At 68.4% G+C, this 25,807-nt stretch carries 28 protein-coding genes and 1 pseudogene; 15 read left to right on the plus strand and 14 right to left on the minus strand.

Annotated features, from left to right (window positions below):
• Window positions 1–212: 212 nt before the first annotated feature.
• Window positions 213–1,784 (plus strand): protein kinase domain-containing protein, encoded by a 1,572-nt coding sequence (locus ACYVO6_RS48820; RefSeq protein ID WP_461073388.1) that lies wholly within the window; start codon window positions 213–215, stop codon window positions 1,782–1,784.
• A 120-nt stretch (window positions 1,785–1,904) separates the two neighbouring features.
• Here ACYVO6_RS48820 and ACYVO6_RS48825 read toward each other — a convergent pair.
• Window positions 1,905–2,249: pseudogene (locus ACYVO6_RS48825) on the minus strand (phosphotransferase); the annotation flags it as partial.
• A gap of 453 nt (window positions 2,250–2,702) precedes the next feature.
• Here ACYVO6_RS48825 and pdhA point away from each other — a divergent pair.
• Genes pdhA through ACYVO6_RS48840 form a run of 3 tightly spaced genes read left to right on the plus strand, consistent with a single transcriptional unit; the run spans window position 2,703 to window position 6,353 of the window.
• A complete protein-coding gene (gene pdhA / locus ACYVO6_RS48830) occupies window positions 2,703–3,869 on the plus strand; it encodes a pyruvate dehydrogenase (acetyl-transferring) E1 component subunit alpha (protein WP_461073390.1) in 1,167 nt (388 codons plus the stop codon).
• A 2-nt stretch (window positions 3,870–3,871) separates the two neighbouring features.
• A complete protein-coding gene (locus ACYVO6_RS48835; protein WP_461073392.1) occupies window positions 3,872–4,852 on the plus strand; it encodes an alpha-ketoacid dehydrogenase subunit beta in 981 nt (326 codons plus the stop codon).
• A 10-nt stretch (window positions 4,853–4,862) separates the two neighbouring features.
• Window positions 4,863–6,353: a dihydrolipoamide acetyltransferase family protein gene (locus ACYVO6_RS48840; RefSeq protein ID WP_461073394.1), complete on the plus strand. Its 1,491-nt coding sequence runs from the start codon at window positions 4,863–4,865 to the stop codon at window positions 6,351–6,353.
• Window positions 6,354–6,680: 327 nt separating this feature from the next.
• Here the strand turns inward: ACYVO6_RS48840 and ACYVO6_RS48845 are convergent, their stop codons facing one another.
• The 3 genes from ACYVO6_RS48845 to ACYVO6_RS48855 all read right to left on the minus strand — a co-directional run bounded on the left by ACYVO6_RS48845 (window position 6,681) and on the right by ACYVO6_RS48855 (window position 7,763).
• A complete protein-coding gene (locus ACYVO6_RS48845) occupies window positions 6,681–6,935 on the minus strand; it encodes a type II toxin-antitoxin system RelE family toxin (protein WP_165338890.1) in 255 nt (84 codons plus the stop codon).
• A complete protein-coding gene (locus tag ACYVO6_RS48850) occupies window positions 6,932–7,279 on the minus strand; it encodes a hypothetical protein (RefSeq protein ID WP_461073397.1) in 348 nt (115 codons plus the stop codon). Before ACYVO6_RS48850 ends, ACYVO6_RS48845 begins: the two co-directional genes overlap by 4 nt.
• Window positions 7,280–7,343: 64 nt before the next feature.
• On the minus strand, window positions 7,344–7,763 hold the full coding sequence (locus tag ACYVO6_RS48855; RefSeq protein WP_461073399.1) for an ATP-binding protein: 420 nt from the start codon (window positions 7,761–7,763) through the stop codon (window positions 7,344–7,346).
• Between the two features lie 266 nt (window positions 7,764–8,029).
• Here ACYVO6_RS48855 and ACYVO6_RS48860 point away from each other — a divergent pair, with 266 nt between their 5' ends.
• Together ACYVO6_RS48860 and ACYVO6_RS48865 are read left to right on the plus strand one after the other, a co-directional pair.
• A complete protein-coding gene (locus ACYVO6_RS48860; RefSeq protein ID WP_461073401.1) occupies window positions 8,030–8,911 on the plus strand; it encodes a helix-turn-helix domain-containing protein in 882 nt (293 codons plus the stop codon).
• A gap of 6 nt (window positions 8,912–8,917) precedes the next feature.
• Complete coding sequence (locus ACYVO6_RS48865) at window positions 8,918–9,109, plus strand: DUF397 domain-containing protein (RefSeq protein WP_461073403.1); 192 nt, start codon at window positions 8,918–8,920, stop codon at window positions 9,107–9,109.
• A gap of 80 nt (window positions 9,110–9,189) precedes the next feature.
• Here ACYVO6_RS48865 and ACYVO6_RS48870 read toward each other — a convergent pair whose 3' ends face one another.
• Complete coding sequence (locus ACYVO6_RS48870) at window positions 9,190–10,419, minus strand: MFS transporter (protein ID WP_461073405.1); 1,230 nt, start codon at window positions 10,417–10,419, stop codon at window positions 9,190–9,192.
• Window positions 10,420–10,513: 94 nt separating this feature from the next.
• On the opposite strand from ACYVO6_RS48870, the gene ACYVO6_RS48875 reads away from it, so the two are divergent.
• Window positions 10,514–10,942, plus strand: coding sequence for a helix-turn-helix domain-containing protein (locus ACYVO6_RS48875; RefSeq protein ID WP_461073407.1), 429 nt, complete (start codon window positions 10,514–10,516; stop codon window positions 10,940–10,942).
• Between the two features lie 81 nt (window positions 10,943–11,023).
• Here the strand turns inward: ACYVO6_RS48875 and ACYVO6_RS48880 are convergent, their stop codons facing one another.
• A complete protein-coding gene (locus ACYVO6_RS48880) occupies window positions 11,024–11,872 on the minus strand; it encodes a D-alanyl-D-alanine carboxypeptidase family protein (RefSeq protein WP_461073409.1) in 849 nt (282 codons plus the stop codon).
• A gap of 254 nt (window positions 11,873–12,126) precedes the next feature.
• On the opposite strand from ACYVO6_RS48880, the gene ACYVO6_RS48885 reads away from it, so the two are divergent.
• The 3 genes from ACYVO6_RS48885 to ACYVO6_RS48895 all read left to right on the plus strand — a co-directional run bounded on the left by ACYVO6_RS48885 (window position 12,127) and on the right by ACYVO6_RS48895 (window position 15,156).
• Window positions 12,127–12,828, plus strand: a complete 702-nt coding sequence (locus ACYVO6_RS48885) for a GntR family transcriptional regulator (protein WP_461073411.1) — start codon at window positions 12,127–12,129, stop codon at window positions 12,826–12,828.
• A complete protein-coding gene (locus tag ACYVO6_RS48890; protein WP_461073413.1) occupies window positions 12,825–14,138 on the plus strand; it encodes an MFS transporter in 1,314 nt (437 codons plus the stop codon). The genes ACYVO6_RS48885 and ACYVO6_RS48890 overlap by 4 nt, the downstream gene beginning before the upstream one ends.
• 220 nt (window positions 14,139–14,358) lie before the next feature.
• Entirely contained in the window at window positions 14,359–15,156 is a 798-nt protein-coding gene (locus ACYVO6_RS48895; RefSeq protein WP_461073415.1) for a hypothetical protein, read from the plus strand.
• Window positions 15,157–15,253: 97 nt separating this feature from the next.
• On the opposite strand, the gene ACYVO6_RS48900 is transcribed toward ACYVO6_RS48895, so the two are convergent.
• The gene (locus ACYVO6_RS48900) at window positions 15,254–16,078 is read right to left on the minus strand and encodes a maleylpyruvate isomerase family mycothiol-dependent enzyme (protein ID WP_461073417.1); all 825 of its coding nucleotides are present in this window, start codon (window positions 16,076–16,078) and stop codon (window positions 15,254–15,256) included.
• Between the two features lie 136 nt (window positions 16,079–16,214).
• Here ACYVO6_RS48900 and ACYVO6_RS48905 point away from each other — a divergent pair, with 136 nt between their 5' ends.
• Window positions 16,215–17,009: a carbon-nitrogen family hydrolase gene (locus ACYVO6_RS48905; RefSeq protein WP_461073419.1), complete on the plus strand. Its 795-nt coding sequence runs from the start codon at window positions 16,215–16,217 to the stop codon at window positions 17,007–17,009.
• A 37-nt stretch (window positions 17,010–17,046) separates the two neighbouring features.
• On the opposite strand, the gene ACYVO6_RS48910 is transcribed toward ACYVO6_RS48905, so the two are convergent.
• The 3 genes from ACYVO6_RS48910 to ACYVO6_RS48920 form a co-directional block, all read right to left on the minus strand.
• Window positions 17,047–17,226 carry a hypothetical protein gene (locus ACYVO6_RS48910; protein ID WP_461073421.1) on the minus strand — a complete coding sequence of 60 codons (180 nt, stop codon included), beginning with the start codon at window positions 17,224–17,226 and terminating at the stop codon, window positions 17,047–17,049.
• A 148-nt stretch (window positions 17,227–17,374) separates the two neighbouring features.
• Entirely contained in the window at window positions 17,375–17,869 is a 495-nt protein-coding gene (locus ACYVO6_RS48915) for an LURP-one-related/scramblase family protein (RefSeq protein WP_461073423.1), read from the minus strand.
• Complete coding sequence (locus ACYVO6_RS48920) at window positions 17,866–18,891, minus strand: GlxA family transcriptional regulator (protein WP_461073425.1); 1,026 nt, start codon at window positions 18,889–18,891, stop codon at window positions 17,866–17,868. Before ACYVO6_RS48920 ends, ACYVO6_RS48915 begins: the two co-directional genes overlap by 4 nt.
• 53 nt (window positions 18,892–18,944) lie before the next feature.
• On the opposite strand from ACYVO6_RS48920, the gene ACYVO6_RS48925 reads away from it, so the two are divergent.
• Window positions 18,945–19,343, plus strand: a complete 399-nt coding sequence (locus ACYVO6_RS48925) for a cupin domain-containing protein (protein ID WP_461073427.1) — start codon at window positions 18,945–18,947, stop codon at window positions 19,341–19,343.
• Between the two features lie 36 nt (window positions 19,344–19,379).
• Here the strand turns inward: ACYVO6_RS48925 and ACYVO6_RS48930 are convergent, their stop codons facing one another.
• A complete protein-coding gene (locus ACYVO6_RS48930) occupies window positions 19,380–19,775 on the minus strand; it encodes a DUF397 domain-containing protein (RefSeq protein WP_461073429.1) in 396 nt (131 codons plus the stop codon).
• Between ACYVO6_RS48930 and ACYVO6_RS48935 the strand changes: the two genes are divergently transcribed.
• Complete coding sequence (locus ACYVO6_RS48935) at window positions 19,774–19,914, plus strand: hypothetical protein (protein ID WP_461073431.1); 141 nt, start codon at window positions 19,774–19,776, stop codon at window positions 19,912–19,914. The two genes, ACYVO6_RS48930 and ACYVO6_RS48935, sit on opposite strands and share 2 nt — an antisense overlap.
• Window positions 19,915–19,944: 30 nt before the next feature.
• Here the strand turns inward: ACYVO6_RS48935 and ACYVO6_RS48940 are convergent, their stop codons facing one another.
• From ACYVO6_RS48940 to ACYVO6_RS48950, 3 genes are all read right to left on the minus strand, one after another.
• Complete coding sequence (locus ACYVO6_RS48940; protein WP_461073433.1) at window positions 19,945–20,196, minus strand: DUF6458 family protein; 252 nt, start codon at window positions 20,194–20,196, stop codon at window positions 19,945–19,947.
• A 130-nt stretch (window positions 20,197–20,326) separates the two neighbouring features.
• Entirely contained in the window at window positions 20,327–21,625 is a 1,299-nt protein-coding gene (locus tag ACYVO6_RS48945) for a M18 family aminopeptidase (RefSeq protein WP_461073435.1), read from the minus strand.
• Window positions 21,626–21,800: 175 nt separating this feature from the next.
• Window positions 21,801–23,627 (minus strand): acyl-CoA dehydrogenase, encoded by a 1,827-nt coding sequence (locus tag ACYVO6_RS48950; RefSeq protein WP_461073437.1) that lies wholly within the window; start codon window positions 23,625–23,627, stop codon window positions 21,801–21,803.
• 609 nt (window positions 23,628–24,236) lie between these two features.
• Here ACYVO6_RS48950 and ACYVO6_RS48955 point away from each other — a divergent pair.
• Window positions 24,237–24,710, plus strand: coding sequence for an SseB family protein (locus ACYVO6_RS48955; RefSeq protein ID WP_033320399.1), 474 nt, complete (start codon window positions 24,237–24,239; stop codon window positions 24,708–24,710).
• Between the two features lie 110 nt (window positions 24,711–24,820).
• Window positions 24,821–25,792, plus strand: coding sequence for a pirin family protein (locus tag ACYVO6_RS48960; protein WP_461073440.1), 972 nt, complete (start codon window positions 24,821–24,823; stop codon window positions 25,790–25,792).
• Window positions 25,793–25,807: the final 15 nt, after the last annotated feature.

Consider the following 25,807-nt stretch of genomic DNA (forward strand, 5'->3'; position numbering starts at 1 on the left):
CGGTGCCCGATCCGTGACCGTACGCGAAAGAAGCGTCGCGGAAGCGTTACAGGTTACGTGCGGCCGGTACACAGAATTTGCACCCGGAGACCCGCTACGGGTTTCATGACCCGTCCATCTCGGACCGGCGCCTCGTGTGGAGGCTGTAGCGTGGCCCGTTGGAGACGGTAACAACCACCGCGCGGACGCGGGTGAAACGACGGCGAGGACTGATGGCACAGCAGCAGCGCGCTCAGGGCCCGTCCGACCCCGAGGCGACTGGCGGCGGTATGTCAGATGCGCCGGACATGTGGGGTAACGGCGGGCTTGTCGGGGACGGCCGGTATCGGCTGACCCGCAGACTCGGCCGGGGCGGCATGGCCGAGGTGTTCGCCGCCGAGGACGTACGCCTGGGACGTACGGTCGCGGTCAAGTTGCTCCGTTCCGACCTGGCCGAGGACCCGGTGTCCAAGGCCCGCTTCACGCGCGAGGCCCAGTCGGTGGCGGGCCTCAACCACCATGCGGTGGTGGCGGTCTACGACTCCGGCGAGGACGTGATCGCCGGCAACACCGTGCCGTACATCGTCATGGAGCTCGTCGAGGGCCGTACGATCCGCGATCTGCTGCTCAACGCCGAGGCACCCGGGCCCGAGCAGGCGCTGATCATCGTCTCCGGTGTCCTTGAGGCGCTGGCGTACTCGCACCAGCACGGCATCGTGCACCGCGACATCAAGCCCGCGAACGTGATCATCACCAACACCGGCGCGGTGAAGGTGATGGACTTCGGTATCGCGCGCGCCCTGCACGGCGCGCAGTCGACGATGACGCAGACCGGCATGGTCATGGGCACGCCCCAGTACCTCTCGCCCGAGCAGGCGCTCGGAAAGGCCGTCGACCACCGCAGCGACCTGTACGCGACGGGCTGTCTGCTGTACGAACTCCTCGCGCTGCGGCCGCCGTTCACGGGTGAGACCCCGTTGTCGGTGGTCTACCAGCACGTTCAGGACATTCCGGTGCCCCCGTCCGAGGCCTCGGACGTGGCGCCGCCGGAGCTGGACGGCCTGGTCATGCGCTCCCTCGCGAAGGAGCCGGACGACCGGTTCCAGACCGCCGAGGAGATGCGCGGGCTTGTCCAGTACGCGCTGCAGATGCTGTACGACCAGGGCGGCCACACCGGCACCTGGAACACCGGCCCCGTGATGATGCACGAGGGCGGGAACACCCCGGCGATGGGCATGGCGGGCACCAACGTCATGCCGCACCCGAGCGACTCGGGCACCTCGCAGATCCCGTCACCGATCCTGCCGAACCGCGGCTCTGGCGGCGACGACGGAGGCTTCGAGGGCAACGGCAACCGGGGCAGCGGGCGCGGCAAGCTGTGGATCCTGGCCGTACTCGCGGTGATCGCCATCGGTGCGGGCGTCGCGCTGGCCCTCAATGGCAACAACGGTGACAGTGGCGGGGGCGGCGACACCACACAGTCGCCGACGACCTCGCAGACCGAGAAGGACCCGACGCCGAGCGAGAGCCCCTCGTCCGAGGCGACGGAAGAGGAAACGCAGGACGACGGCGCCGGCACGGGCGGTGACCAGGACTACACGCCGCCGACCCAGGAGCCGACCCAGGAGCCGACCCGGGAGCCGACGCAGGAGCCGACCGAGCCCACGAACGAGCCCACGACTCCGGCGCCCACGGAGACGGAGCCGACGGAGGAGCCGACGGAGGAGCCGACGGAGGATCCGACGCTGCCGACGGAGGATCCGACGGACGCCGCCGCCGGTGGCAATACCGCCGGCCAGGGCTGACCGACCTCGAAGCTCACCCCACGCGCGCGTGCGGCCCGAAAACGGGCTCCACGCGCGCGTGCCGTTTGGCAGCCTCGAGCACAGCCCTGTGGACATCGACCGCCCTGAGCACAGGGCGCCTCAGCCCACGAACGCCCCGCAGACCGCGGCGTACTCCTTCGTCCACCACACGGCGAGCGCGGAAGCCGCCGGGAACTGCGCGTCGGCGCGGGTGTCCCCGCGCTCGTAGTGCCAGCGCAGTATCCAGAAGTCGTTGAGCCGCTCCCACCACACGCGGTGCACGGCCGCCGAGAGTTCGGCCGGGCCGGCATGCGCGGAACGCCGGTACGCGCGCGCGTAGGCCCGCACTTTCGCCAGATCGAGAGCACCGTCGGGACGTACGAAGAAGATCACCGCGGCGCGTACGGCCTCCTCGGCCCGTGGCTGGACGCCGAGGCGGTCCCAGTCGACGATCGCAGCACGCGCCAGATGTTAGGGCACTCGACACGCCGTTGACCTTGCGTTTGTCACAGACGGTGTCCATGTGGTTCTGGATGGTTCTGGGTGGCGTCCTCGATCGGCCACAAGTGCGCTCACTGCTCCACCAAGGCGAACTCTTCCCGTCCCCAGGGTGACCGGGATAACGTGCCGGTGTTCCGGCCCCCCTGCAAGGCTGTGACCAGCGGCTGTTCCCGATCTGCGCGAACTGTGAGGAAATCCGACTAGAGGTTACTTGGATATCCAAGCAAAAATGCAGGTCAGGAGGGGTTTCCCACGGGTGTGGGGCACTGGGTAACGTGCCTGTTGCAGGGCGCTCGCCGGGGCACCTGTCACGCCTGTTCCCGGCCGAGGGCACCTACCTGTGCACGGGTACCGGAACAGGCGAGCCGCACTGGTCACCCGGCAATCCCGGGGGGCCGGACCGACGGAGGAGCACACGTGACCGTGGAGAGCACTGCCGCGCGCAAGCCGCGACGCGGCGCCGGTACGAAACGCACCAGCGCCAAGAAGCCACCGAGCCCGAGCACCGAGCTCGTGCAGCTGCTGACGCCGGAGGGCAAGCGCGTCAAGCACGCCGAGTACGACCCGTACGTCGCCGACATCACCCCCGAAGAGCTGCGCGGTCTGTACCGCGACATGGTGCTCACCCGCCGCTTCGACGCCGAGGCGACCTCGCTGCAGCGTCAGGGCGAGCTGGGCCTGTGGGCCTCGCTCCTCGGCCAGGAGGCCGCCCAGATCGGCTCCGGGCGGGCCCTGCGCGACGACGACTACGTCTTCCCGACCTACCGCGAGCACGGCGTCGCCTGGTGCCGCGGCGTCGACCCGACCAATCTGCTCGGCATGTTCCGCGGCGTGAACAACGGCGGCTGGGACCCGAACGGCAACAACTTCCACCTCTACACGATCGTCATCGGCTCGCAGACCCTGCACGCCACCGGCTACGCGATGGGCGTGGCCAAGGACGGCGCGGACTCGGCCGTGATCGCGTACTTCGGGGACGGCGCCTCCAGCCAGGGCGATGTCGCCGAATCGTTCACCTTCTCCGCGGTCTACAACGCCCCTGTGGTGTTCTTCTGCCAGAACAACCAGTGGGCGATTTCCGAGCCCACCGAGAAGCAGACCCGCGTCCCGCTCTACCAGCGCGCGCAGGGCTACGGCTTCCCGGGCGTACGCGTCGACGGCAATGACGTACTGGCCTGCCTCGCTGTCACCAAGTGGGCCCTGGAGCGGGCCCGCCGGGGCGAGGGACCCACGCTCGTCGAGGCGTACACGTACCGCATGGGCGCGCACACCACCTCCGACGACCCGAGCCGCTATCGGCACGACGACGAGCGGCTTTCCTGGGAGGCGAAGGACCCGATCCAGCGCCTGCGCAGCTATCTCGCGTCCGAAACTGACACGAATGAGGGATTTTTCGGGGAACTCGAAGCCGAGAGCGAGGCGTTGGGCAGGCGAGTGCGCGAAGTGGTACGTGCCATGCCGGACCCGGACCACTTCGCCATCTTCGAGAACGTGTACGCGGACGGGCACGCGCTCGTCGACGAGGAGCGGGCCCAGTTCGCCGCCTACCAGGCGTCGTTCGTTGCGGAAGGGGAGGGCGAGTAGCGATGGCGGCAGAAAAGATGGCGCTGGCCAAGGCGATCAACGAATCGCTGCGTACGGCCCTCGACGCCGATCCCAAGGTTCTGATCATGGGCGAGGACGTCGGCAAGCTCGGCGGTGTCTTCCGTGTCACCGACGGTCTGCAGAAGGACTTCGGCGAGGACCGGGTCATCGACACCCCGCTCGCCGAGTCGGGCATCGTCGGCACGGCGATCGGCCTGGCACTGCGCGGCTACCGCCCGGTGGTGGAGATCCAGTTCGACGGCTTCGTGTTCCCCGCGTACGACCAGATCGTCACGCAGCTCGCGAAGATGCACGCGCGAGCGCTCGGCAAGATCAAGCTGCCGGTCGTCATCCGTATTCCGTACGGCGGCGGAATCGGCGCCGTCGAGCACCACTCCGAGTCCCCGGAGGCGCTGTTCGCGCATGTGGCGGGCCTGAAGGTGGTCTCGCCGTCGAACGCGAGCGATGCCTACTGGATGATGCAGCAGGCCATCCACAGCGACGACCCGGTGATCTTCTTCGAGCCCAAGCGGCGCTACTGGGACAAGGCCGAGGTCGACCCCGAGGCGATCCCCGGGCCGCTGCACAAGGCCCGTGTGGTGCGCGAGGGCGGCGACCTGACGCTGGCCGCGTACGGCCCGATGGTGAAGGTCTGCCAGGAGGTCGCGAACGCCGCCCAGGAGGAGGGCAAGTCGCTGGAGGTCCTGGACCTGCGCTCGGTCTCGCCGATCGACTTCGACACCGTCCAGGCCTCGGTCCAGAAGACCGGCCGCCTGGTCGTGGTCCACGAGGCCCCGGTGTTCTTCGGCTCCGGCGCGGAGATCGCCGCCCGCATCACGGAGCGGTGCTTCTATCACCTGGAGGCACCTGTCCTGAGGGTCGGCGGCTACCACGCCCCGTATCCGCCGGCGCGCCTGGAGGACGAGTACCTGCCGGGCCTGGACCGGGTGCTCGATGCCGTCGACCGCTCGCTGGCGTACTGAGGAGAGGGTCGTGACGACGATGACTGAGACTGCCCCCGGCCTCCGCGAATTCAAGATGCCCGACGTGGGCGAGGGGTTGACCGAGGCGGAGATCCTCAAGTGGTACGTCCAGCCCGGTGACTCCGTCACGGACGGGCAGGTGGTCTGCGAGGTCGAGACGGCGAAGGCGGCCGTCGAGTTGCCGATTCCGTACAACGGGGTGGTGCGGGAGCTTCGGTTCCCCGAAGGGGCGACGGTCGACGTGGGCACGGCGATCATCACGGTTGACGAGGGCGGTGGGGATGCCGGGGCCGGTGGTGCTACTTCGGTCGCGGAGTCCGAGACCCTTGCCGAGGCTCCGGCTCCGCCCGCACCACAGGCGCCGAAGTCCGAGGGGCGCAAGCCGGTCCTGGTCGGGTACGGCGTGGCCGAGGCGTCGACGAAGCGGCGTCCCCGTAAGGGGGTTCCGGCTCAGCAGGCCCAGGCTCAGGCACGGCCCCAGCAGCCCGAGGCGGCGGCTGCGGTCCAGGGCGAGCTGAACGGGCACACCACGCCGGTGGACCGCCCGTCTCCGGTGGCCAGTCCGCCTTCGGCCGGCAGTGCGCCTCCGGTGGGCCGCCCGCTGGCGAAGCCGCCGGTGCGCAAGCTGGCCAAGGACCTGGGTGTGGACCTGGCGACGGTCACCCCGTCCGGGCCGGACGGGATCATCACGCGCGAGGACGTGTACGCGGCGTCGGCGCCCCCGGCTCCCGAGCCGGTGCAGACTCCCGTAGCCGCTCCATCACCGGCGCAGGCACCGGCGGCGGTGTCGTACGAAGGCGCCCGGGAGACCCGTATCCCCATCAAGGGCGTCCGCAAGGCGACGGCGACCGCGATGATCGACTCGGCCTTCACGGCGCCGCATGTCACGGAGTTCGTGACGGTCGACGTGACCCGCACGATGAAGCTCATCGAGGAGCTCAAGCAGGACAAGGACCTCGCGGGCCTGCGCGTGAACCCCCTCCTGCTCATCGCCAAGGCCCTCCTGGTGGCAATCAAGCGGAACCCCGAGGCGAACGCGTCCTGGGACGAGGCCGCCCAGGAGATCGTCATCAAGCACTACGTGAACCTTGGTATCGCGGCGGCCACCCCCCGCGGCCTGATCGTCCCGAACATCAAGGACGCCCACACCAAGACCCTGCCCGAACTGGCGCAGGCACTCGGCGAGTTGGTGTCAACGGCCCGCGACGGCAAGACGTCCCCGGCAGCCATGCAGGGCGGCACGGTCACGATCACGAACGTCGGCGTCTTCGGCGTCGACACCGGCACGCCGATCCTCCCGCCCGGGGAGTCCGCGATCCTCGCCGTCGGCACCATCAAGCTCCAGCCGTGGGTCCACAAGGGCAAGGTGAAGCCCCGCCAGGTCACGACACTGGCCCTCTCCTTCGACCACCGTCTGGTGGACGGCGAGCTGGGCTCCAAGGTCCTGGCGGATGTGGCGGCGATCCTGGAGCAGCCGAAGAGGTTGATCACCTGGGCCTGACGGTCGTCGGTTGGACAGGTTCGACGCAGAGGGGTCGGCCGCAAGTTGGGATTGCGGTCGACCCCTCTGTCGTACCCGCTTCAGTGGCCCAGGGGCAGGGCTGGTTGAGCACGGCGGGCTGCACCTCGGCCTCCTCAAGGGGTCTCGGCGCCAATCCCTACCTGCGGGAATGCTGAGACAGTGACTTCCAGTCACTGTCTCGAGAAAGTCTCGATGCTCCTCTGGTATGGCGGAGGGCGCCCGGCGTCTGCGGATGAGGAACATGTGAAGAGGGCTACTCAGTCGTCACCGCGACGGGGCAGCCCACTTGTGGGTCCTGTGCCGAGTTCAGACGGCTGTGCTGCCGACCATGAGGATTTTGATGGCGACGGTCCCGCCGTCGATCTCGTATGTGGCCCGGTAGGCGCCGACGCGCAGTCGTCGCAGGCTGGTGCCGCCGAGTTTGCTGCTTGTGGCGGGCTCAGGGTTCCGGGCAAGTTCGTTGATCGCTTTGACGAGTGGCTTCACCGAGTCACCGTCGCGCGCCCGGAGTCGCTTGAGGCCCTCGGACGCGGTCCTCTCCCAGATGATCGTGTAGGTCAAGAGACTTCCGATCCGGCGGCGATGGCCTCGATCTGTTCCGGGGTGGACGTTGGGCCGCCCACGGCGCGCGCATACAGGGAGACGGTCACGTCGGCGAAGTCGATCGCCGCCCTGCGGGTCTCCTCGTCCGCCGCCGAGTCGGCGAGTGCCTGGGCCCACCAGTGGTTGAGGAACGCGTCGAAGCTGCCGGAGTCGGTCAGAGTGCCCAACTCCGTGTAGAAATCAGCCCGGTGGTCGAGCCGCAGGGCTGCCCCGATGCCGTCAACGGTGCGTTGGACGACCTCGCCGGTGAATCCGCTGGCTTCCTGAGCCTCTGCCACTGCGACCTGCCACTCGGCTGCCATCTGCATCCCCTTTCGCCGTGCCGCCAAGGTACCGCCCCGGCACCTTCGCAGACGGCCGAGCAGCCTACGCATTCGGTGCTCCCGGAATGTCCAGCTCCGCCCACACCGTCTTTCCCACGGTGAGCTTCTCCACGGCCCATCGGCTGGAGAACGTACGGACGATGAGCAGCCCGCGCCCGAACTGGTCGCCGTCGTTCGCCGCACGGGGTTCCGGCAGCCGCTCGCCCTTCGGGTCGGTGACGGCGATACGGAGCACCTTGGCGGTGAGTGAGGTCTCCACACGGAACAGTCGGTCGTGCAGGCACCCGTACAGCAGGGCGTTGGTGCACAACTCGCTTGTCAGCAGCGCCGCGTCGCCGGCTACGCCGGGTTGGCCCCAGTCGACTGCGAGCTGGGCGACGCGTCTGCGGGCGACGGGGATGTTCTGCGGATACGGGATGTAGCTGATGGCGTCGTGACGGTCCGGGTCACAGGAGCCGGTCATGGGCGTGCACCTCCTTGTGCGGGGCTGGATGCCCGGGGCGGCCGTCAGATGGGTGGGGGGAGGTGGCTCTGCCGTACGAGCCCTGGAGTGGGCAGCACAGTGCACTTCCGCCAACTGGTGTCGCTGGGTGGGCGATTGAGCACTGACCGTAGCGGCGAGTCGAGTAGGCCATCAAGTCGGGAGGCCATAAATTTCTACTCGAACTTGCTTGCTCACAGTGCGGTGACGGCACAGACTGTGACCAACTCGCCGGGAGGGAGCGCGATATGGCAGGCAGGAACCCTGATCGCGGTGTGTCTGTGTCGACGGTGCTGGCGCGCCGACTTGGCGGGGAGTTGCTGCGCATGCGCGAGGGGTGCGGGATGCGTCAGACGCATGCGGCTGAGGCTCTGTCGGCGTCGGTGGCCAAGGTCGCGAAGATGGAGCGTGGTCTCGTGCCCGTGAGGGATCCGGACGTCCGGGCGCTCTGCCATCTCTACGGGCAGGACGATCCGAAGGGCATCGACCGCCTATTGGCGCTGGCCAAGGCTGATCGGGACCGCCGCAAGGCCAAAGGTTGGTGGAACCAGTACCCGCATCTGAAGGCGCAGATCGAGTACGTCGCTTTGGAGGACATTGCTACAGAGCTCCGCACCTGGCAACTCGCCTTCGTTCCGGGCCTCTTGCAGACCGCCGACTACGCCCGCGCCCTCGCCGTCGGCAACGGAGCCTGGCAGGACCTCGCCGAGATCGAGTCCTTCGTCGAGGCGAGGATGGCGCGGCAGGCGAGGCTGACCGGTGAGCGTCCGCTGCACCTATGGGCAGTGCTGCATGAAGGTGCGCTGCGGCAGCTGGTCGGTGGAAGGGATGTCATGCGCGCCCAGTTGGAGCACCTTCTCGATGCGGCTCAACTGCCCAACGTACGCGTCCAGATCGTCCCGTTCATCGCGGGCGCTCACCCCGGGATGACCAGCGCCTTCACCCTGGTTTCCTTCGCCGAGCCCGGTGCTCTGGACGTCGTCCAGGCGGATACCGTGTCGACGAAGGTCTGGCTGGAGAGTGAGACTGATGCCGCACACCACGACGCGATTTTCGATCGCATCACGCGGCTGGGGTTGGCGCAGCACAACTCCGTCAGCCTCATCGACAGCATCCGCAAGGAGATGTAGGCCAACGTGTCCGAGTTCCAGTTCGCGAAGTCCACGTACAGCAGCGGCGACCCGCACGGTGAGTGCGTCGAAGTCGCCCGCAACATCCCCGGCACCATAGCCGTCCGCGACTCCAAGGATCTCGACGGCCCGATACTCCGGCTTGCGCCGGAGGCGTGGTTGTCTTTCATCCAGTCCACCATGAGGTGCCGGCCCTGAGCCGGGAGACCTTTTCGCCACCACTCTCCACCTGCGGAAATGCTGAGACCGTAAACTCCAGTTACGGTCTCGAGAATCTCTCAGGGCCCTTCGGGGACACGGCCGGAGAATGCCTGCCTCGATTTCTTGGAAGCCAAGACAGGCACGGCGACCAGTGCGAGCGCGCTGATGGTGTTGAGTGCCGGGGTGAGGCCGAGAGCTGTGACGAGCGCCGGTGCGCACAGTGCGCCGACGACGGCGGCGAGGGAGTCCACGGCGAAGAACAGGGCGCTGATGCGGCCGAGCATGGCGGGTGGGGCGGTTCGCTGGATGTGGGTTTCCACGGAGATGAGCAGGATGCTGCCGGGTAAGCCGATCAGAGCTGCGGCCGCGATGGCGGTCGGCAGGTTCGGTGCGTTGAACAGGGCGAAGTACGCCGCGCCGTTGGCCAGTTGAGTCGCACCCAGTATGTGCCGGGTGCCGAACCTGGCGATGACGCGGCGGCTGACCGCCGAGCCCACGACGAAGCCTGCGCCGAGCCCCGAGATCAGGTAGCCGACGGTGTATCCGGGCGCGTTCAGATGCCCGGTGACGAACGGGACGAGGAGCACGGTCAGCGCTGCGTTCGCGGTCAGGAACACTCCGTTGGCGGCCAGCGGGCCGCGCAGCGAAGGGGCTCGGACGACGTGCGTGAGGCCGGCGCGAAGCTCGACCAAGGTGTTCCGTTCGCCCTCGGGCGCTCTGGGTGCGGGAACGCGGCGTCCCACCCCGGCGATCAGGACGGCCGAGATCAGATAGCTGGCGATGTCGACGAGCAGGACCGAAGTGATGCCGGGACCCGCCAGCAGCAAGGCGCCGAGTGGAGGCACTGCCAGGCGGAGCGCGCTGCCGGTAAGGGCGTTGAGGGCGTTCGCCGCGACGAGTTCCGGACCGGTGCCGAGGACAGCCGGGGTCAGCGCGCGGGCGGCGGGTCGGAAGACTGTGGTGGCCAGGTTCTCACCGAGTACGGCCACATAGATCAGCCATACGTCTGCCGCGCTGTCGGCCAGCAGGATCAGGGCTACGGCACCCGCGCTCGCGAGGTCGGCCAGCCACATGGCGCGGGTCAGGTTCCAGCGGTCGAGGAGAGTACCGATCCAGGGGCCTACCAGCAGCGCGGGCAGTGCCTCCAGGGCCAACGTGAGTCCCGTCGCGGCCGGTGAACCGGTGAGCTGGAAGACGTGGAAGGGCAGAGCGACCACGAGAAGCCATGAGCCCAGCCCGGAGACGGTGCTGCTGGCCCACAGGAGGCGGAAGCTACTGTGCCGGAGCACGGACGTGGACGGGGTCACGCCGAGAAAAGTATCTTCCTGAGATACTTAAATTCAAGAGTGTTCTGTAGGAATAGTCAGTGGGGTCAGGTTGGACAAGGTTGAACTCGGGCGGATGCTCCGCAACCGACGGCAGGCGGCCGGGCGGACGATCGCCTCCGTGGCGGTGGACGCGGGCCTGTCGGTGCCGTACATCGCCAACTTGGAGAACGGCCGCGGCAATCCGACGCTGTCCGCGTTGCAGCAGTTGGCGGCCGCGCTCGGCTTTCGACTGGAGATCGGCCTGCTCGGCGACGGCGAGAGCGCGGTGGAGCCTGAAGTGCCGGACGTGGTGCGCAGGCTCATGGCATCACCGCGCGTGCTTGCAGTAGCCCAGCGACTGGCAGGGAAGCGCCGGGCGCATGTGTCGCTCGTGACGGAGCGCCTGCAGGATGCGTTGCTCGCGCTGGGTGCGGTGACCGGCGGTGAGCTCAGTGAGCGGGACCTGGATCGGCTCCTGGACCTGGTCCTGTTGTCCGGGGCGGGCCTTGAGGCCGAGGGGTGAGAGGCGAAAGGAGAGCCGCAGGGGAGTTGGACAGGGATGGCAGCTCTTGGCAGTGCCAGTCCAACTCCCCTGGATGTACGCCTACTTCTTGAACGCGTAATCCATCAGCTTCTTCGCGTCCGACGCCCGGTTGGCCGACGAGGTCGAGGCGAGCACCGTGCCGATGACCGTCTTGCCGTTGCGGGTGGCGGCGAAGACCAGGCAGTACTTGGCCTCCGGGCCGGAGCCGGTCTTGACGCCGATGGCGCCGGTGTAGGTGCCGAGGAGGGGGTTCGTGTTCGTCCACGGCGCCATCGTGCGGGTGCCGCCGGTCTTGGTGGTCGTCTTCGCCGTGTACTTCTTCGTCTTGACGATCGAGCGGAACGTGGAGTTCTTCATCGCGCTGCTGGCGATCTTCGTGAGGTCGCGCGGCGTGGAGTAGTTCGCGCCGTTGCCGATGCCGTCGAACGAGTCGAAGTGGGTGTTCGTCAGGCCGAGGTCCTTGGCCTGCTTGTTCATCTTGCCGATGAACGACTTCACGCGGGCGGCCCGCGTCGTGCCGGAGCCGAACTTGTCGGCGAGCGCGTACGCGGCGTCGCAGCCGGACGGCAGCATCAGCCCGTACAGCAGCTGACGGACCGTGACCTTGTCGCCGACGATCAGCTTGGCGTTCGAAGCCCAGTTGTTCTGGACGATGTAGTCGCTGTACGCCTTCTGGATGGTGACCTTGGCGTCCAGGTTGAGGTTCGGCTGCGACAGCACGACCTTCGCGGTCATGATCTTCGTGGTCGAGCCGGTGGAGCGGCGGGTGTCCGCGGCCTTCGTGTAGAGCGTCTTGGCCGTGCCGTTGTTCATCACGTAGCCGCCCTTGGCGGCGATCGTGGGCGCGGTGAGGGCCTGCGCGGGCGCCGCGGTGAGGGCGCCGGTCGCGAGCATGGCTCCGGTGGTCATGACCACGGCGGCAGCTCTGCGGAACCGTACGCTCTTAATGCCGGTTTTCAAGTCGAGTACCCCGATTGCGTTGAGTGCCTCAAATGCCCTGAGCGGGAGGTTACTTGAGTGGGTCGCCGTCTCCTGCGACACGTATGACACGTAAGTAGCACAGATGGATGTACCGCTCGTGAGGCGGGGTCCTCATTAATGCCACACGTCCGCATCCTGGACGGCCCACGACGATGCGTACGTGTTGTATCTATGCTGTGCGCATGCCTGCAGCGCCTTCTCCGACCTCGACCGAAACCGCGTCCGGACCCGCCCAGCAGCCACCCGCCAAACAACCCCCCGCCGCCGAACGCGTCTACGCCCACGTCAAGCAGGGCGTCCTGGAGCGCCGGTACGAGGGCGGGACGCTGCTCACCGAGGGCGAGCTGGCCGAGGCGGTCGGGGTGTCACGAACCCCTGTTCGCGAGGCGCTGCTGAAGCTCGAGGTCGAGGGGCTGATCAAGCTGTACCCGAAGAAGGGTGCGCTGGTCCTGCCCGTCTCCGCGCAGGAGATCGCCGACGTGGTGGAGACCCGGCAACTCGTCGAGGAGCACGCGATCCGCAAGGCGGTACCGGCCTCGCCCGCGCTCATCGAGCGCCTCACGGAACTCCTCGAGAAGCAGCGGAAGCAGGCCGAGGCCGGCGACCTGGCGGCAGCCGCCGTCACCGACCGCTGCTTCCACGCCGAGATCGTCCGCAGCGGGGGGAACGCCATCCTCTCGCGGCTCTACGACCAGCTCCGCGACCGGCAGTTGCGCATGGGCGTCGCCGTCATGCACGCCCACCCCGACCGCGTCACCAAGACGCTCACCGAACACCGCGAGATCCTCGAAGCGCTGCGCTCCGGCGACGCGGAGGCGGCCGTCGACCTGGTCCACCGGCATGTCAGCTGGTTCTCCAACCTCGCCCGGGGTGAGGTCCGATGACCGCTGGGGGACGCTCCACGACCGCGGCCCTCCCCGGCGATCCGCCCGGCGGCCGTCGCGCCGTCCTCGTCTGGTCCGTCGGCGTCGCCGTCTACTTCGTCGCGGTCATCTTCCGTACGTCCCTGGGGGTGGCCGGTCTTGACGCCGCCGACCGCTTCGACGTGGGCGCCTCCGCCCTGTCCACCTTCTCGATCCTCCAGCTCCTCGTCTACGCGGGCATGCAGATACCCGTCGGCCTGCTGGTGGACCGGCTCGGCACCAAGAAGGTGCTGACCATCGGCGTAGTCCTGTTCACGGCAGGTCAGCTGGGCTTCGCCTTCTCGCCCTCGTACGGGATGGCACTGGCCGCTCGCGCGCTGCTCGGCTGCGGTGACGCGATGACGTTCATCAGCGTGCTGCGGCTCGGCACACGCTGGTTCCCGGCCCGGCGCGGCCCGATGGTCGCGCAGATGGCGGGCCTGGTGGGCATGGCGGGCAACCTCGTCTCGACGCTCGTCCTGGCCCGGCTGCTGCACGGCGTCGGCTGGACCGCGGCCTTCGCGGGCAGCTCGCTCGCGGGCGTCCTCGTCCTCATACTCATGCTGCTGTTCCTCAAGGACCACCCCGAGGGACACGAGCCGGAGCCGTTCCCGCACTACGGCGCCGCGTATGTGCGCCGGCAGATCGCCGCGTCCTGGCGGGAGCCCGGGACGCGGCTCGGGCTCTGGGTGCACTTCACCACGCAGTTCCCGGCGATGGTGTTCCTGCTGCTGTGGGGCCTGCCGTTCCTCGTCGAGGCGCAGGGTCTTTCGCGGGCGACAGCCGGTGAGCTGCTGACGCTGGTCGTGCTCTCCAACATGGCCATCGGTCTGGTGTACGGGCAGATCGTCGCCCGGCACCACGCGGCACGGCTTCCGCTGGCGCTCGGCACGGTGCTGTCGACGGCGGCCGTCTGGGCTGCCACGCTTGCTTACCCTGCCGACCACGCCCCGATGTGGCTGCTGATCGTGCTCTGCACGGTGCTCGGCGCCTGCGGCCCCGCCTCGATGATCGGCTTCGACTTCGCACGGCCCGCGAACCCGCCCGAGCGTCAGGGCACGGCCTCCGGAATCACCAACATGGGCGGTTTCGTCGCCTCGATGACGACGCTGTTCGCGATCGGCGCGCTGCTGGACGCCACCGGTGACGACTACGGCATCGCCTTCTCCGCGGTGTTCGTGCTCCAGGCGCTCGGCCTCGGCCAGATCCTCCGCCTGCGCCGCCAGGCGGCCCGCCGCGAGCGTGAACGGCTGGTCGCGAGTCGGGTGGAGACGGTGCATGTGCCTGCGTGACCGGTGCACGTGCCGCGTGACACAGCGCGGTTCTTCGTAACTGGCCTTCGCATCCGAGGTGTTGCTCTGTCATGGCCGCGTGACAACGGTGTCGTGAAGCGGGGACGAGCGTGGCCTGAGGGGCCGTCGGGTCCTCATAGTGATCACACAGCGGGAAACGGCGAAAGCGCGCCGATGCCCCAACAGGTCCCGCAACTCCTCGCCTCAGGAAGGGTTTTCCATGATGAACCGCAACCTGCGCAAGGCCTTCGTCGTCACCGCCACGATCACCACCGCCGGGTTACTGATGACGGCATGTCAGAACGACTCCTCGTCCTCCTCCGGCAGCTCGTCGTCCAAGTCCTCCAAGACCTCCCAGTCGTCGGGGACCTCCAAGTCGTCGGGGCAGCAGGACTCGTCGTCGGGTCAGCAGGACTCGGCGGACTCGGCCGCGGTCGCGAACGACACGTCGGACTCCAAGTCGGGGGTCAGCGGGACGTTCAAGAACGGCACGGTCAGCTACCTCGCCCCGGGCAAGTACATGGTGAAGGTCCCGGGCAAGGTCCAGCAGGCGTTCTTCACCGCCGAGAACACCCTCGTGTACGGCGCGGGCCAGGTGTGCGGCAGCCCGCGGTCCGAGGCGCGTCCGCAGTGCACGCTCGACGAGCTGGAGACCGCCACCAAGAAGAAGGCCGTCACCGCCGACGTGACGATGAAGGACGGCATCGCCACCGTGGTCCGCGAACGGCACGACGCTCAGAACGGCATCACCGACGGCGTCAACGGGACCTGGCTCGGCAACGTCAGCTACCTCGCGCCGGGCAAGTACACGGTGTCCGGCATGAAGGGCGTCGAGCAGGCGTTCTACATTGCCGACGACACCCTGGTCTACGGCGCGGGCACCATCTGCGGAAGCCCGGGGTCCGCCGAGATGTCGCTGTGCACGCCGGCCGAGCTGGAGGCCGCCGCCAAGAAGGGTGTGTCCGCCAAGGTCAGGATCACCGACGGTGTCGCGACCAGCATCACCGAGGACCGCTGAGCACTGGCCGCTGAGCGCGACCGTACGATGGCGGGCCTCCCACGGCGGGGCGTGAGGCGAACACCTCCGCGCCCGCCGGGGCCCAACCCCTGGTGCACTACTGCGTGACCACGAAGTGCCGCAGGATCGCCGCCGCCAGCTCCGGATCGCCCTCCGTCTTGATGCGGTCGGCCACCGAGTCGACGGTGGCCCTGCCGCAGGCCAGCCGGAAGTACGTCTCCCAGTCGAGCGTGAGGGTGGCCGCCGGACCGAGCGAGGGAGCACCGTCTATCGTGCCGTGGCCCTCGGCGTCGACGCGGACCGTGCGCAGGAAGTCGACCGGTCCGTGCACGTCGAAGACGATCGCGGAGTTCGCGGGCGCGCCCGCTTCCTTGGCGACGACTCTCGGCAGTACGGCGAGCAGCTCGTCCCGCACGATGTACGCACCCGGCGAGTCCAGATTGCCCGGCCGGCCGAGCGCGGTGCGCAGGTCCTGCTCGTGTACCCAGACGTCGAACGCCCGGTACCGCATGGACTGTTCGAGGGTGATCTCCGTGCCCAGCGGACCGCGTACCTTGGCGTCGGGCCCGCGCGACTCGTTCCGCAGCTGCCGGTTGCGGCGGATGATCGTGTACTCCAGCTCCGACGTCATCTCCGGCGCCGTGTGGTGACGGCGTACGTCGACCTGCATCTCCATGTACCGCTGGTGCTCGTTCGACACGTGGTACAGATCGCGCGGCAGCGTGTGGATCGGGCGGGGGTCGCCGAGCATCTCGCAGTCCATACCGATCACATGCGAGACCACATCACGGACTGACCAGCCCGGGCAGGGGGTCCGCCGGTTCCACTCACCCTCCACGAGCGGCGACACCAGCTCGGATATCGCTTCCACTGAGTGGGTCCAGGCGTCGGCATAGGTCTGAAGGCTGGGATGGAGACTCACGGGACCCCTCGGGCGGTTCGTGCGCGGGCATGGGTGTCTTGGACCGCTAAGTTACGCTGCTGCAAGGCACCCCGGAGTGCTTTCGTGTGACGATCGTAGGCCCGTTTCGCGGGTCGAATGCCAGGACGGTGGTAGTGTGCGCGCCTCTTTGATGCAGATCGCCGTGAATGAGGGTGAATCGGTCGAATCGCGTCGGCGGCGCGTGGCCTCGCTGGTACGGGATCAGGCCGATGCCGATCTCGTCGTCCTGCCGGAGCTGTGGACCACGGGGGCGTTCGCCTTCGAGGAGTTCGGGCGCGAGGCCGAGCCGCTCGAAGGGCCGACGTACGAAGTCATGGCGAAGGCGGCGAGCGACGCGGGCGTATGGCTGCACGCGGGCTCGATTCCCGAGCGGGACCCTGACGGACCCCTCTACAACACCTCCCTCCTCTTCTCACCCTCCGGTGACCTGGCCGCCGCCTACCGCAAGATCCACCGCTTCGGCTTCGATAAGGGCGAGGCCGTGCTGATGGGCGCGGGGCGGGACCTGGTGACGGTCCGCCTGCCCGGGACCACGCTCGGCATGGCCACCTGCTATGACCTCCGTTTCCCCGAACTCTTCCGCGGTCTGGTCGACGCCGGTGCCGAGACCCTGGTCGTCCCCGCGGGCTGGCCGGAGCGCCGCCGGGCGCACTGGACGCTGCTGGCTCAGGCGCGGGCGGTGGAGAACCAGGCGTTCGTGCTGGCGTGTGGAACGGCCGGGACGCATGCGGGTGTTCCGCAGGCCGGTCACTCGATCGTGGTGGATCCGTGGGGTGAGGTGCTGGCGGAGGCCGGGCCCGACGAGGAGATCCTCACCATGGACTTCGACCCGGCGAAGGTGGGCGCGACGCGGGAGCAGTTCCCGGTGCTGAAGGACCGGGTGCTGGGGTCGGCTGCGCCCTGGCGCTGATGTCGCCGCACGGGGCCCGCTCCCGGCGCGGGGCGGGCTATCGGCAGACGAGTGTCTCGCCGGCCGAACTCGTCACGGTCTCGCCGACGTCGTAGCAGCGGTCACCCGGCTCGGCGTCACCGGGCTCGCACCCCGTGGCGCCCAGCCAGACGAGCCCCGCGATGAGGACGAGGAACACGATGCAGCCGCCGCAGGTCCGCCAGTCCCTCGCGGTCATCCGCGGACGTTCCGGCTGTCCGGCGGCACTACTGTCCCCCCTACCCGTATGCGAAGTCATGACGCCCCCCGTATGCCCCATGTGTCCTCTGTAAGGGGCGATTTCCGGGATGGTGGTCATTACGCGTACATCTCGAAAGATACGGAAATCAGTCTGATTCCCGCTCCTTGTCCGCCAGGTGGATCACGCACACCGTCACCGCGATCAGCAGCGCCGGGTCCGCGTCCTCCCGCACGACGTCCACGCCGTATGTCTCCCGCACCCGCAGCCACCGCCGCGAGATGTGGGCCAGCATCTCCCCGTCGTACTCGACGACGAACTCCCGGTCGAGGATCTTGCCGCTGACGTCGAGCTCGGTGCCGTCGGCGAGGGCCACGCGGTAGTGGTTGCGCAGGAGCGAGAGCCGCTTGCGGCGGATGGTCGCCAGGGGCTCGCCACCCCGCTCGATGACCATCGTGTCCCGCAGGGCGAGCATCTTCTTGTGGATGTCGATCAGCACCCGCCCCTGCGGATCCTTCAGCTCGAAGGTGTCCCGCAGCCGCATCGCCTTGCCGTCGACGAGGAAGGCCTTCCGGCCGTGCTCGTCCTCGATCCAGTAGTCGTCACCGATGCCGAGAAGCCGGTCGCGTACGAGGAATCTCATGTCCTCAGCACTTCCCCGGCGGCCGGTCCGAAACGCCGTCGGTAGGCCGACGGACTGAGCCCGGTCTCGCGTCGCAGCCGGGCCCGCAGGTTCGCGGCCGTTCCCAGCCCGCTCCTCGCCGCCACCACGTCCAGCCGCTCCTCGCCCCGCTCGATCAGCCGACAGGCGAGGGCCACCCGCTCTCCCGTCAGCCAGGCCAGCGGGGTCGTACCGAGCTGGGCCCGGAACCGTCGGTGCAGCGTGGCGGGGGAGACGGCCGCGTAAGCCGCCAGGTCCGTGACCGTCAGCGGCTCCCCCAGCTGCTCCCGTGCCCACACCAGCAGGGGCGCCAGCGACTCGTCGGGCACGTCCGGCACCGGACGCTCCACGAACTGCCGCTGCCCGCCGTCCCGGTGCGCGGCGAACACCAGTCGGCGGGACACCGCGTTGGCGATCTCGGCACCGTGATCACGCCGTATGACGTACAGACCGAGGTCGAGAGCCGCCGCGCTGCCCGCGGCCGTCAGGATGTCGCCCTCGTCGACGAAGAGGACGTCGGGCTCCAGCCGAACCCTCGGGTGCAGCTCGTGGAAGGCGGCGGTCCACATCCAGTGCGTCGTGGCCCGGCGGCCGTCGAGCAGACCGGCCTCGGCGAGCGCGAAGCTGCCGGTGCACAGGCTCATGACGCGGGCCCCGCGCGCGTGGGTGCGTCGCACGGCGTCCAGCACGGCGGCGGTTCGCGGCACGACGTTGTCGGGCCGCCCCGGTACGACGAGGGTGTCCGCGGTGTCCACGGCGTCCAGGCCGCGCACTCCGGTCACGGTGAAGAAGCCGTGGTTCATCCGCACCTCGGGGGTGGGCGCGCACAGCGTCACCTCGTACAGCGGCCCGGGCAGACCGAGTTCGGGCCGTGGCAGTCCGAACAGTTCGGTGGCGACACCGACCTCGAAGGGGTTGGTGCCCTCGTCAACGAGCACGGCGACCCGGTGTGGACGATGTGCTCCGTGTGCTTGGCGTACGCGGTGCGAGGATCCTTGCGGCATGTGCGATTCCTAGCACTCGTCCGGGCCGTGCGTCATCGACGACGATGGCCGGTATGAGCTCACCCACGGAACCTGTCTCTCTGTCCGCCGCCCTGGCCTCGTTCACCCAGCGGTGGAGTCCGCGCATCGTCACAGCCGTCAACGACTACGACGTCCGCGTGGCCAAGGTCGAGGGCGAGCACCTCTGGCACGTCCACGACCACACCGACGAGTTCTTCCTGGTCCTGAACGGCGAGCTGCACATCGCCCTGCGCGAGCCGGCCGGCGAGCGCACGGTCGTCCTGCCCCAGGGCGCCGTCTTCACAGTCCCGCGCGGCACCGAGCACAAGCCGTACGCTCCCGTCCCCACCGAGATCCTCGTCCTGGAACCGACCGGCACCTCCACCGTCGGCGACCGCCACGACGAGGTACCGGACCATGTGGACGCGACTACGGGGCACGCACTGACCTGACCCGTCACCGAGGGGACATCACCGCGCCCGGCCCCTTCACACGGAGGGGCCGGGCGCGGTGGTGCTTTTCACTGCCGTGAGCAGGGCGTGGAGGGCGGTGCGGGTGGGCGAGAGAATCGTGGCTGGGGTGTCGCTTTCGCGGAGATGGAGGGTCGGGAGAGGAGCGGCAGCTATCTCCAGGCAGTCGTTGTCGGAGTCGCCCGCGGAGAACGACGACTTCTGCCAGCGTCGGACGCCTTCCGGATAACCCGGCTCCACGAACGCCAAGGCCGCGCGTACGTGCTCCTCGGTCTGGAGCACTCCCGGAATGTGCACGACCTGAAAAGTGCGGACGTATGACGCGTGGTGCTCCAACTCGGCCAGGTCGAGTGCCTTGGTAGCCAGGGCACTTCGGTACTCCTCCCACCAGCCCTTTTCCCGCTCGTTGGCCATGCCGAGCCTGTATCTGGTGGACGCGCTCACGGAGGGCCACTGGGGGCACGGCCCTGACATCCCGTACGGCGGGCAGACGCACCCAGAGGGCAAGGCGGTGTGGTTCGACCTGCCCGTACGACTCCCCGCGAGGTCATGAGCGACCGGCTGCCACCCGAGGGAGTGGCGATCAGACGCCGTAACCGTCGCTGTATCCATCCCGGCGACTGTGGTGCCGTTCCTCGTCGATCACCGGTGTTGTGGGCGGTACCACCACGCGCCGGCGCCTGGCGACGCTGCTGAACGTCGCGACGCCGATCAGGCCGACGACGATCAGGATGATTCCGACCAGGTCGAGGTTGACTCCCTGCATGTCCCAGTCGGTCGCGAACGTGAGGATGGCCCCCACCGCGATCAGAATGATGCAACCACCAAGACCCATGAGTCCGGCCTCCCTGTGCTGTCCGTCTTCAACGGCTGTTGCGGACCCGGGCCGGGTACCCTCCGCCGGACCGGCCATGCGGAGGCGAGCACTCACTTCATGCGGAAGCTTGCGGAGAACCAATCCTGAACTAGCCCTCCAGGAACGCCACCAGCGCGTTCGCCAGCAGGAACGGGTCCTCGGTGGCGCACAGTTCGCGGGCGCTGTGCATGGAGAGGATGGCCACGCCGATGTCGACCGTCTTGATGCCGTGGCGGGCGGCGGTGATGGGGCCGATGGTCGTGCCGCAGGGCATCGAGTTGTTGGAGACGAAGGACTGGAAGGGTACGGCGGCCTTCTCGCAGGCGGCGGCGAAGACCGCGCGGCCTGAACCGTCCGTGGCGTAGCGGTTGTTGACGTTGACTTTGAGGATGGGGCCGCCGCCCGCGCGCGGGTGATGCGTCGGGTCGTGGCGCTCGGCGTAGTTCGGGTGGACGGCGTGGCCCGTGTCGGAGGAGAGGCAGACCGTGCCGGCGAAGGCGCGTGCCCGGTCCTCGTACGTACCGCCGCGCGCGAACACCGAACGCTCCAGCACACTTCCGAGCAGCGGACCGTCCGCCCCCGTGTCCGACTGCGAGCCGTTCTCCTCGTGGTCGAAAGCCACGAGCACCGGGATGTACGGGAGGGCCGCGTCGCAGGTCGCGACGGCCGCCAGCGCGGCCGTACCGGCGTGCACGGACAGGAGGTTGTCCATACGCGGGCCCGCGAGCAGCTCCCTGTCCCGGCCCAGGTACGACGGCGGCTCGATGGAGTGCGTCATCAGGTCCCAGCCGGTGACCTCGCCCTCGGCAAGCCCCGACTCGTGCTCCAGGAAACGGATCAGATCCCCGTCGCGTACGTCGTTGCCGAGGCCCCAGATCGGCTGCAGATGCCGCTGCTTGTCGAGCTTGAGGCCCTCGGAGGTGACCGATCGGTCCAGGTGGATGGCGAGCTGGGGGACTCGCAGCAGGGCGCGGTCGATGTTCACCAGGCGGGCCGTGCCGTCGCGCAGCGAGAGCCGGCCGGCCAGGCCCAGGTCGCGGTCCAGCCAGGAGTTGAGCAGCGGGCCGCCGTAGATCTCGACCGCGACCTGGCGCCAGCCGTGCGCTCCGCTGTCCGGCCGCGGCTTCACGCGCAGGTTGGGGGAGTCGGTGTGCGCCCCGACGATCCGGAAGGGCGTGTGCGGCTCGGCGCCCTCGGGCACGAACCAGGCCACGATCGCGCCCCCGCGCACCACGTACTTCCCGCCGTGCGCCCCCTCCCACGCGTCCGTCTCGACGACCTGCCGGAAGCCGGCCTTCTCCAGCCGCTCGGCCGCGTTCGCCACCGCGTGGTACGGGGACGGGCTTGCCGTCAGGAAGGACATGAGGTCGTCGGTATGGCCGCGATCGAAGCGTGGGGGTGTGCTCATGGGTTCACCTTAACGACGTACGAGGGCCCGCTCCCGGCGATGGGGAACGGGCCCTCGTAAGGGGTCTGTGGAGGGGGACGCTGACCGGAAGGTCACTTTCCGGTACGGCTCCGGTATGTATCCAGGCGCTCCTGGAAAGGCCGCCTCGTATGTACGGAAGCGTACTGAAGCGTTCCTAGAAGGCCGCTTCGTCGAGCTCCATCAGCTCCAGGTCGGTGCCCTCGGCGAGCTTGCGCGCACCGGTGACGCCCGGCAGGACGTTCGCCGCGAAGAACTTCGCCGCGGCGATCTTGCCGGTGTAGAAGGCCTTGTCCTTGGCCGGCGCTGTCTCCAGCTTCTCGGCGGCGACCGCGGCACCCTTCAGCAGCAGGTAGCCGACGACCACATCACCGGAGGCCATCAGCAGGCGGGTGGTGTTGAGCCCGACCTTGTAGATGTTCTTGACGTCCTGCTCCGTCGCTGCGAGGTCCGTGAGCATCAGGCCGACGATGGCTTCCAGCTCGACGGCCGCCTTGGCGAGCTGCTCGCGGGCAGCCGACAGCTCCTCGCCGCCCGTGCCGAGCGCCAGGAACTTCTTGATGTCCTCGGCGAGCGAGTTCAGCGCCGCGCCCTGGTTGCGGACGATCTTCCGGAAGAAGAAGTCCTGGCCCTGGATCGCGGTGGTGCCCTCGTAGAGGGTGTCGATCTTGGCGTCCCGGATGTACTGCTCGATCGGGTACTCCTGCAAGAAGCCGGAGCCGCCGAAGGTCTGCAGGGACTGCGCGAGCTGCTCGTACCCCTTCTCGGAGCCGTAGCCCTTGACGATCGGCAGGAGCAGGTCGTTCAGGGCCTCGAGGGCGGCGGTGTCCTCGCCCGCGGCCTCCTTGACCATGATCTCGTCCTGGATCGACGCGGTGTACATGACGAGGGCGCGCATGCCCTCCGCGTACGCCTTCTGCGTCATCAGCGAGCGGCGGACGTCCGGGTGGTGCGTGATGGTGACCTTGGGGGCGGTCTTGTCCATGAAGTTCGCGAGGTCCGGGCCCTGGACGCGCTCCTTGGCGTACTCAAGGGCGTTCAGGTAACCCGTCGACAGCGTCGAGATCGCCTTCGTGCCGACCATCATCCGGGCGAACTCGATGATCCGGAACATCTGACGGATGCCGTCGTGCTTGTCACCGATCAGCCAGCCCTTGGCGGGGTGGCGGTCGCCGAACGTCATCTCGCAAGTGTTGGAGGCCTTGAGCCCCATCTTGTGCTCGACGTTGGTGGCGTAGACGCCATTCCTTTCGCCCAGCTCGCCGGTCTCGAAGTCGAAGAGGTACTTCGGTACGAGGAAGAGGGACAGCCCCTTGGTGCCGGGACCGGCACCTTCCGGCCGCGCGAGCACATAGTGAAGGATGTTCTCCTCCATGTCGTGCTCACCGGAAGTGATGAAGCGCTTCACGCCCTCGATGTGCCAGGAGCCGTCCTCCTGCTGAACCGCCTTGGTGCGCCCGGCGCCCACGTCCGAGCCCGCATCGGGCTCGGTGAGCACCATCGTCGAGCCCCAGGTCCTGTCCACGGCTATCTGGGCGATGTGCTTCTGCTGCTCCGTGCCCTCCTCGAAGAGGATGCGGGCGAACGCCGGGCCGGAGGAGTACATCCAGACCGCCGGGTTCGCGCCCAGGATCAGCTCCGCGTACGACCAGATCAGGGACGGCGGGGCGGTCGTGCCGCCGATCTCCTCGGGCAGGCCGAGCCGCCAGTACTCGGAGTCCATGAAGGCCTTGTAGCTCTTCTTGAAGCTGTCCGGTACGGGCGCGGTGTTGGTCTCCGGGTCGAAGACCGGCGGGTTGCGGTCCGCGTCCGCGAAGGACTCCGCCAGCTCGTTCTCCGAAAGCCGGGTCAGCTCCTCGAGGATGCTCTTGGCGGTCTCGGTGTCCATCTCCGCGAACGGGCCGCTGCCGTACAGCTTGTCGCGCCCGAGCACCTCGAAGAGGTTGAACTCGATGTCGCGGAGATTCGACTTGTAGTGCCCCATGGCGACGGCTCCGTTAAGGGATCGGGTGAGGTGGTGATTCCTCATACCTCGTTCGTGTACCAGCAAGTAGTCACCGATGATGCTACCCGTGGGTAATAAGAATCAACCCCTAGCGGCTCAAGTGTGAGTTAACCCTCCGGGTTCGGGTTGGGTTGATTTGTAGGGGTTGGATTCGTTTTCTTACTGCGGTCCGCCGTGGCTGATCGCGCCCACGCGGCGGAACCGCACATTGATACAGCCCCGCGCCCCTGACGGGGCGCTCCCGGAACCGCCCGCCACCATGCTCACCAGCCCCCACGTGCCCGCAGCCTCCCACCGGCGGGAGGGGCCGTGGGCCGGTGCGTCGTATGCCCGTCGCTTAGGTTCTGTCTCGGGAAACCAGGACCGTGTACCAGTCCAGGGCCGTATGCCCGGCCTGCGACGGGCTGACGCACCGGCCCACGGCCCCGACCCACCCACGGACCCCAGGGGCGCGGGGAACGGCGCGAGCAACCACCACGCACCCGCACCCGCCCAACCGCCGGAGGCACCCCGCGGGGAACTGCGCGACCAGCCACAACCAACCCGCAGCCGCCCAACCGCCGGAGGCAACCGGCTACTCTGACCCCCATGTACGGCTACGACCAGACCGCGGGCCCCGGCCAGCAGCAGTACGCGCAGCCTCAGCCGCCGCCGCAGCCCGGTGGGTACGGCCAGCAGAGCGGGCCGCTGTACCCGGAGCCGTCGCCGCCCTCGCTCGCGGACGCGGTGCGCGCGTTCACCACAGGGGCGATCTCCGCCGAGGACTTCCAGCAGGTCTTCGCCACGTCCAAGGTCTACTGCCCGCGCGGTGACAACCCCGGCTTCCTGGCGCTGCACAACACCCAGCAGCCCGTGATCCCGATGTTCACCTCGCTCAAGGAGCTGCGCCGGTACGCAGGCAAGGAGTCCAAGTACTTCGTGATCACCGGCGCCGAGGTGATCGACCTGCTTCCCACCGGCTACGGCTTCGTCCTCGACATGGAGGGCGAGCACCGTATGGTCTTCGACGCGAAGGCGGTCGAGCAGATGGTCGACTTCGCGATGCGTCGAATGTACGGCTGACGTGCCCCGACACCGTGCGCGCCCGGAGGGAATTCCCTCCGGGCGTTCTCTGTTCCGGGTGGCAGGAAGTTCAAAAATCAACTAATCTCGGAACACAAGGAGGTACCGACATGCCTGCAGTGACCGTCGAGAACCCGCTGACGCTGCCCCGTGTGGTGGCGCCGGCCGAGGCCGTGGCGCGTCCCGTACTCGCCGTCACCACCGCGCCGAGCGGTTTCGAGGGCGAGGGCTTCCCGGTCCGCCGTGCGTTCGCCGGGATCAACTACAAGTACCTCGACCCGTTCATCATGATGGACCAGATGGGCGAGGTGGAGTACGCGCCAGGGGAGCCGAAGGGGACCCCGTGGCACCCGCACAGAGGCTTCGAGACCGTCACGTACATCATCGACGGGATCTTCGACCACCAGGACTCCAACGGTGGTGGCGGCACCATCACCAACGGCGACACCCAGTGGATGACGGCGGGTTCGGGGCTCCTGCACATCGAGGCCCCGCCGGAGTCGCTGGTCATGTCCGGCGGGCTGTTCCACGGCTTGCAGCTGTGGGTGAACCTGCCTGCCAGGGACAAGATGATGGCCCCGCGCTACCAGGACATCCGTGGTGGCCAGGTGCAGCTCCTCACCACCCCCGACGGCGGCGCGCTGCTGCGTGTGATCGCCGGTGAGCTGGACGGTCACCAGGGTCCCGGTATCACGCACACGCCGATCACCATGATCCACGCGACGGTGGCGCCCGGCGCCGAGCTCACGCTGCCCTGGCGCGAGGACTTCAACGGTCTGGCGTACGTCCTCGCCGGGCGCGGCAGTGTCGGTACGGACCGTCGGCCCATCCACAGCGGCCAGACCGCGGTCTTCGGCACCGGCTCCTCGCTGACCATCCGCGCGGACGAGACGCAGGACTCCCACACCCCGGACCTGGAGGTCGCTCTCCTGGGCGGGCAGCCGATCCGTGAGCCGATGGCGCACTACGGGCCGTTCGTGATGAACACCCGCGAGGAGCTTCAGCAGGCGTTCGAGGACTTCCAGAAGGGGCGACTGGGTACGATTCCGGCCGTGCACGGGATGGCCGAGGGCGGTCTCTGACGGACGGAAGGGCTA

This window comes from Streptomyces pseudoechinosporeus, from assembly GCF_054783935.1.

Coding starts and splice junctions, on each gene's coding strand:
- ACYVO6_RS48820 (WP_461073388.1), top strand. CDS start 213: ATGGCACAGCAGCAGCGCGCTCAGGGCCCGTCCGACCCCGAGGCGACT.
- ACYVO6_RS48835 (WP_461073392.1), top strand. CDS start 3,872: ATGGCGGCAGAAAAGATGGCGCTGGCCAAGGCGATCAACGAATCGCTG.
- ACYVO6_RS48850 (WP_461073397.1), bottom strand. CDS start 7,279: ATGGCAGCCGAGTGGCAGGTCGCAGTGGCAGAGGCTCAGGAAGCCAGC.
- ACYVO6_RS48855 (WP_461073399.1), bottom strand. CDS start 7,763: ATGACCGGCTCCTGTGACCCGGACCGTCACGACGCCATCAGCTACATC.
- ACYVO6_RS48860 (WP_461073401.1), top strand. CDS start 8,030: ATGGCAGGCAGGAACCCTGATCGCGGTGTGTCTGTGTCGACGGTGCTG.
- ACYVO6_RS48875 (WP_461073407.1), top strand. CDS start 10,514: ATGCTCCGCAACCGACGGCAGGCGGCCGGGCGGACGATCGCCTCCGTG.
- ACYVO6_RS48880 (WP_461073409.1), bottom strand. CDS start 11,872: ATGACCACCGGAGCCATGCTCGCGACCGGCGCCCTCACCGCGGCGCCC.
- ACYVO6_RS48885 (WP_461073411.1), top strand. CDS start 12,127: ATGCCTGCAGCGCCTTCTCCGACCTCGACCGAAACCGCGTCCGGACCC.
- ACYVO6_RS48890 (WP_461073413.1), top strand. CDS start 12,825: ATGACCGCTGGGGGACGCTCCACGACCGCGGCCCTCCCCGGCGATCCG.
- ACYVO6_RS48895 (WP_461073415.1), top strand. CDS start 14,359: ATGATGAACCGCAACCTGCGCAAGGCCTTCGTCGTCACCGCCACGATC.
- ACYVO6_RS48910 (WP_461073421.1), bottom strand. CDS start 17,226: ATGACCGCGAGGGACTGGCGGACCTGCGGCGGCTGCATCGTGTTCCTC.
- ACYVO6_RS48915 (WP_461073423.1), bottom strand. CDS start 17,869: ATGAGATTCCTCGTACGCGACCGGCTTCTCGGCATCGGTGACGACTAC.
- ACYVO6_RS48920 (WP_461073425.1), bottom strand. CDS start 18,891: ATGCCGCAAGGATCCTCGCACCGCGTACGCCAAGCACACGGAGCACAT.
- ACYVO6_RS48925 (WP_461073427.1), top strand. CDS start 18,945: ATGAGCTCACCCACGGAACCTGTCTCTCTGTCCGCCGCCCTGGCCTCG.
- ACYVO6_RS48935 (WP_461073431.1), top strand. CDS start 19,774: ATGCCGAGCCTGTATCTGGTGGACGCGCTCACGGAGGGCCACTGGGGG.
- ACYVO6_RS48930 (WP_461073429.1), bottom strand. CDS start 19,775: ATGGCCAACGAGCGGGAAAAGGGCTGGTGGGAGGAGTACCGAAGTGCC.
- ACYVO6_RS48940 (WP_461073433.1), bottom strand. CDS start 20,196: ATGGGTCTTGGTGGTTGCATCATTCTGATCGCGGTGGGGGCCATCCTC.
- ACYVO6_RS48945 (WP_461073435.1), bottom strand. CDS start 21,625: ATGAGCACACCCCCACGCTTCGATCGCGGCCATACCGACGACCTCATG.
- ACYVO6_RS48950 (WP_461073437.1), bottom strand. CDS start 23,627: ATGGGGCACTACAAGTCGAATCTCCGCGACATCGAGTTCAACCTCTTC.
- ACYVO6_RS48955 (WP_033320399.1), top strand. CDS start 24,237: ATGTACGGCTACGACCAGACCGCGGGCCCCGGCCAGCAGCAGTACGCG.
- ACYVO6_RS48960 (WP_461073440.1), top strand. CDS start 24,821: ATGCCTGCAGTGACCGTCGAGAACCCGCTGACGCTGCCCCGTGTGGTG.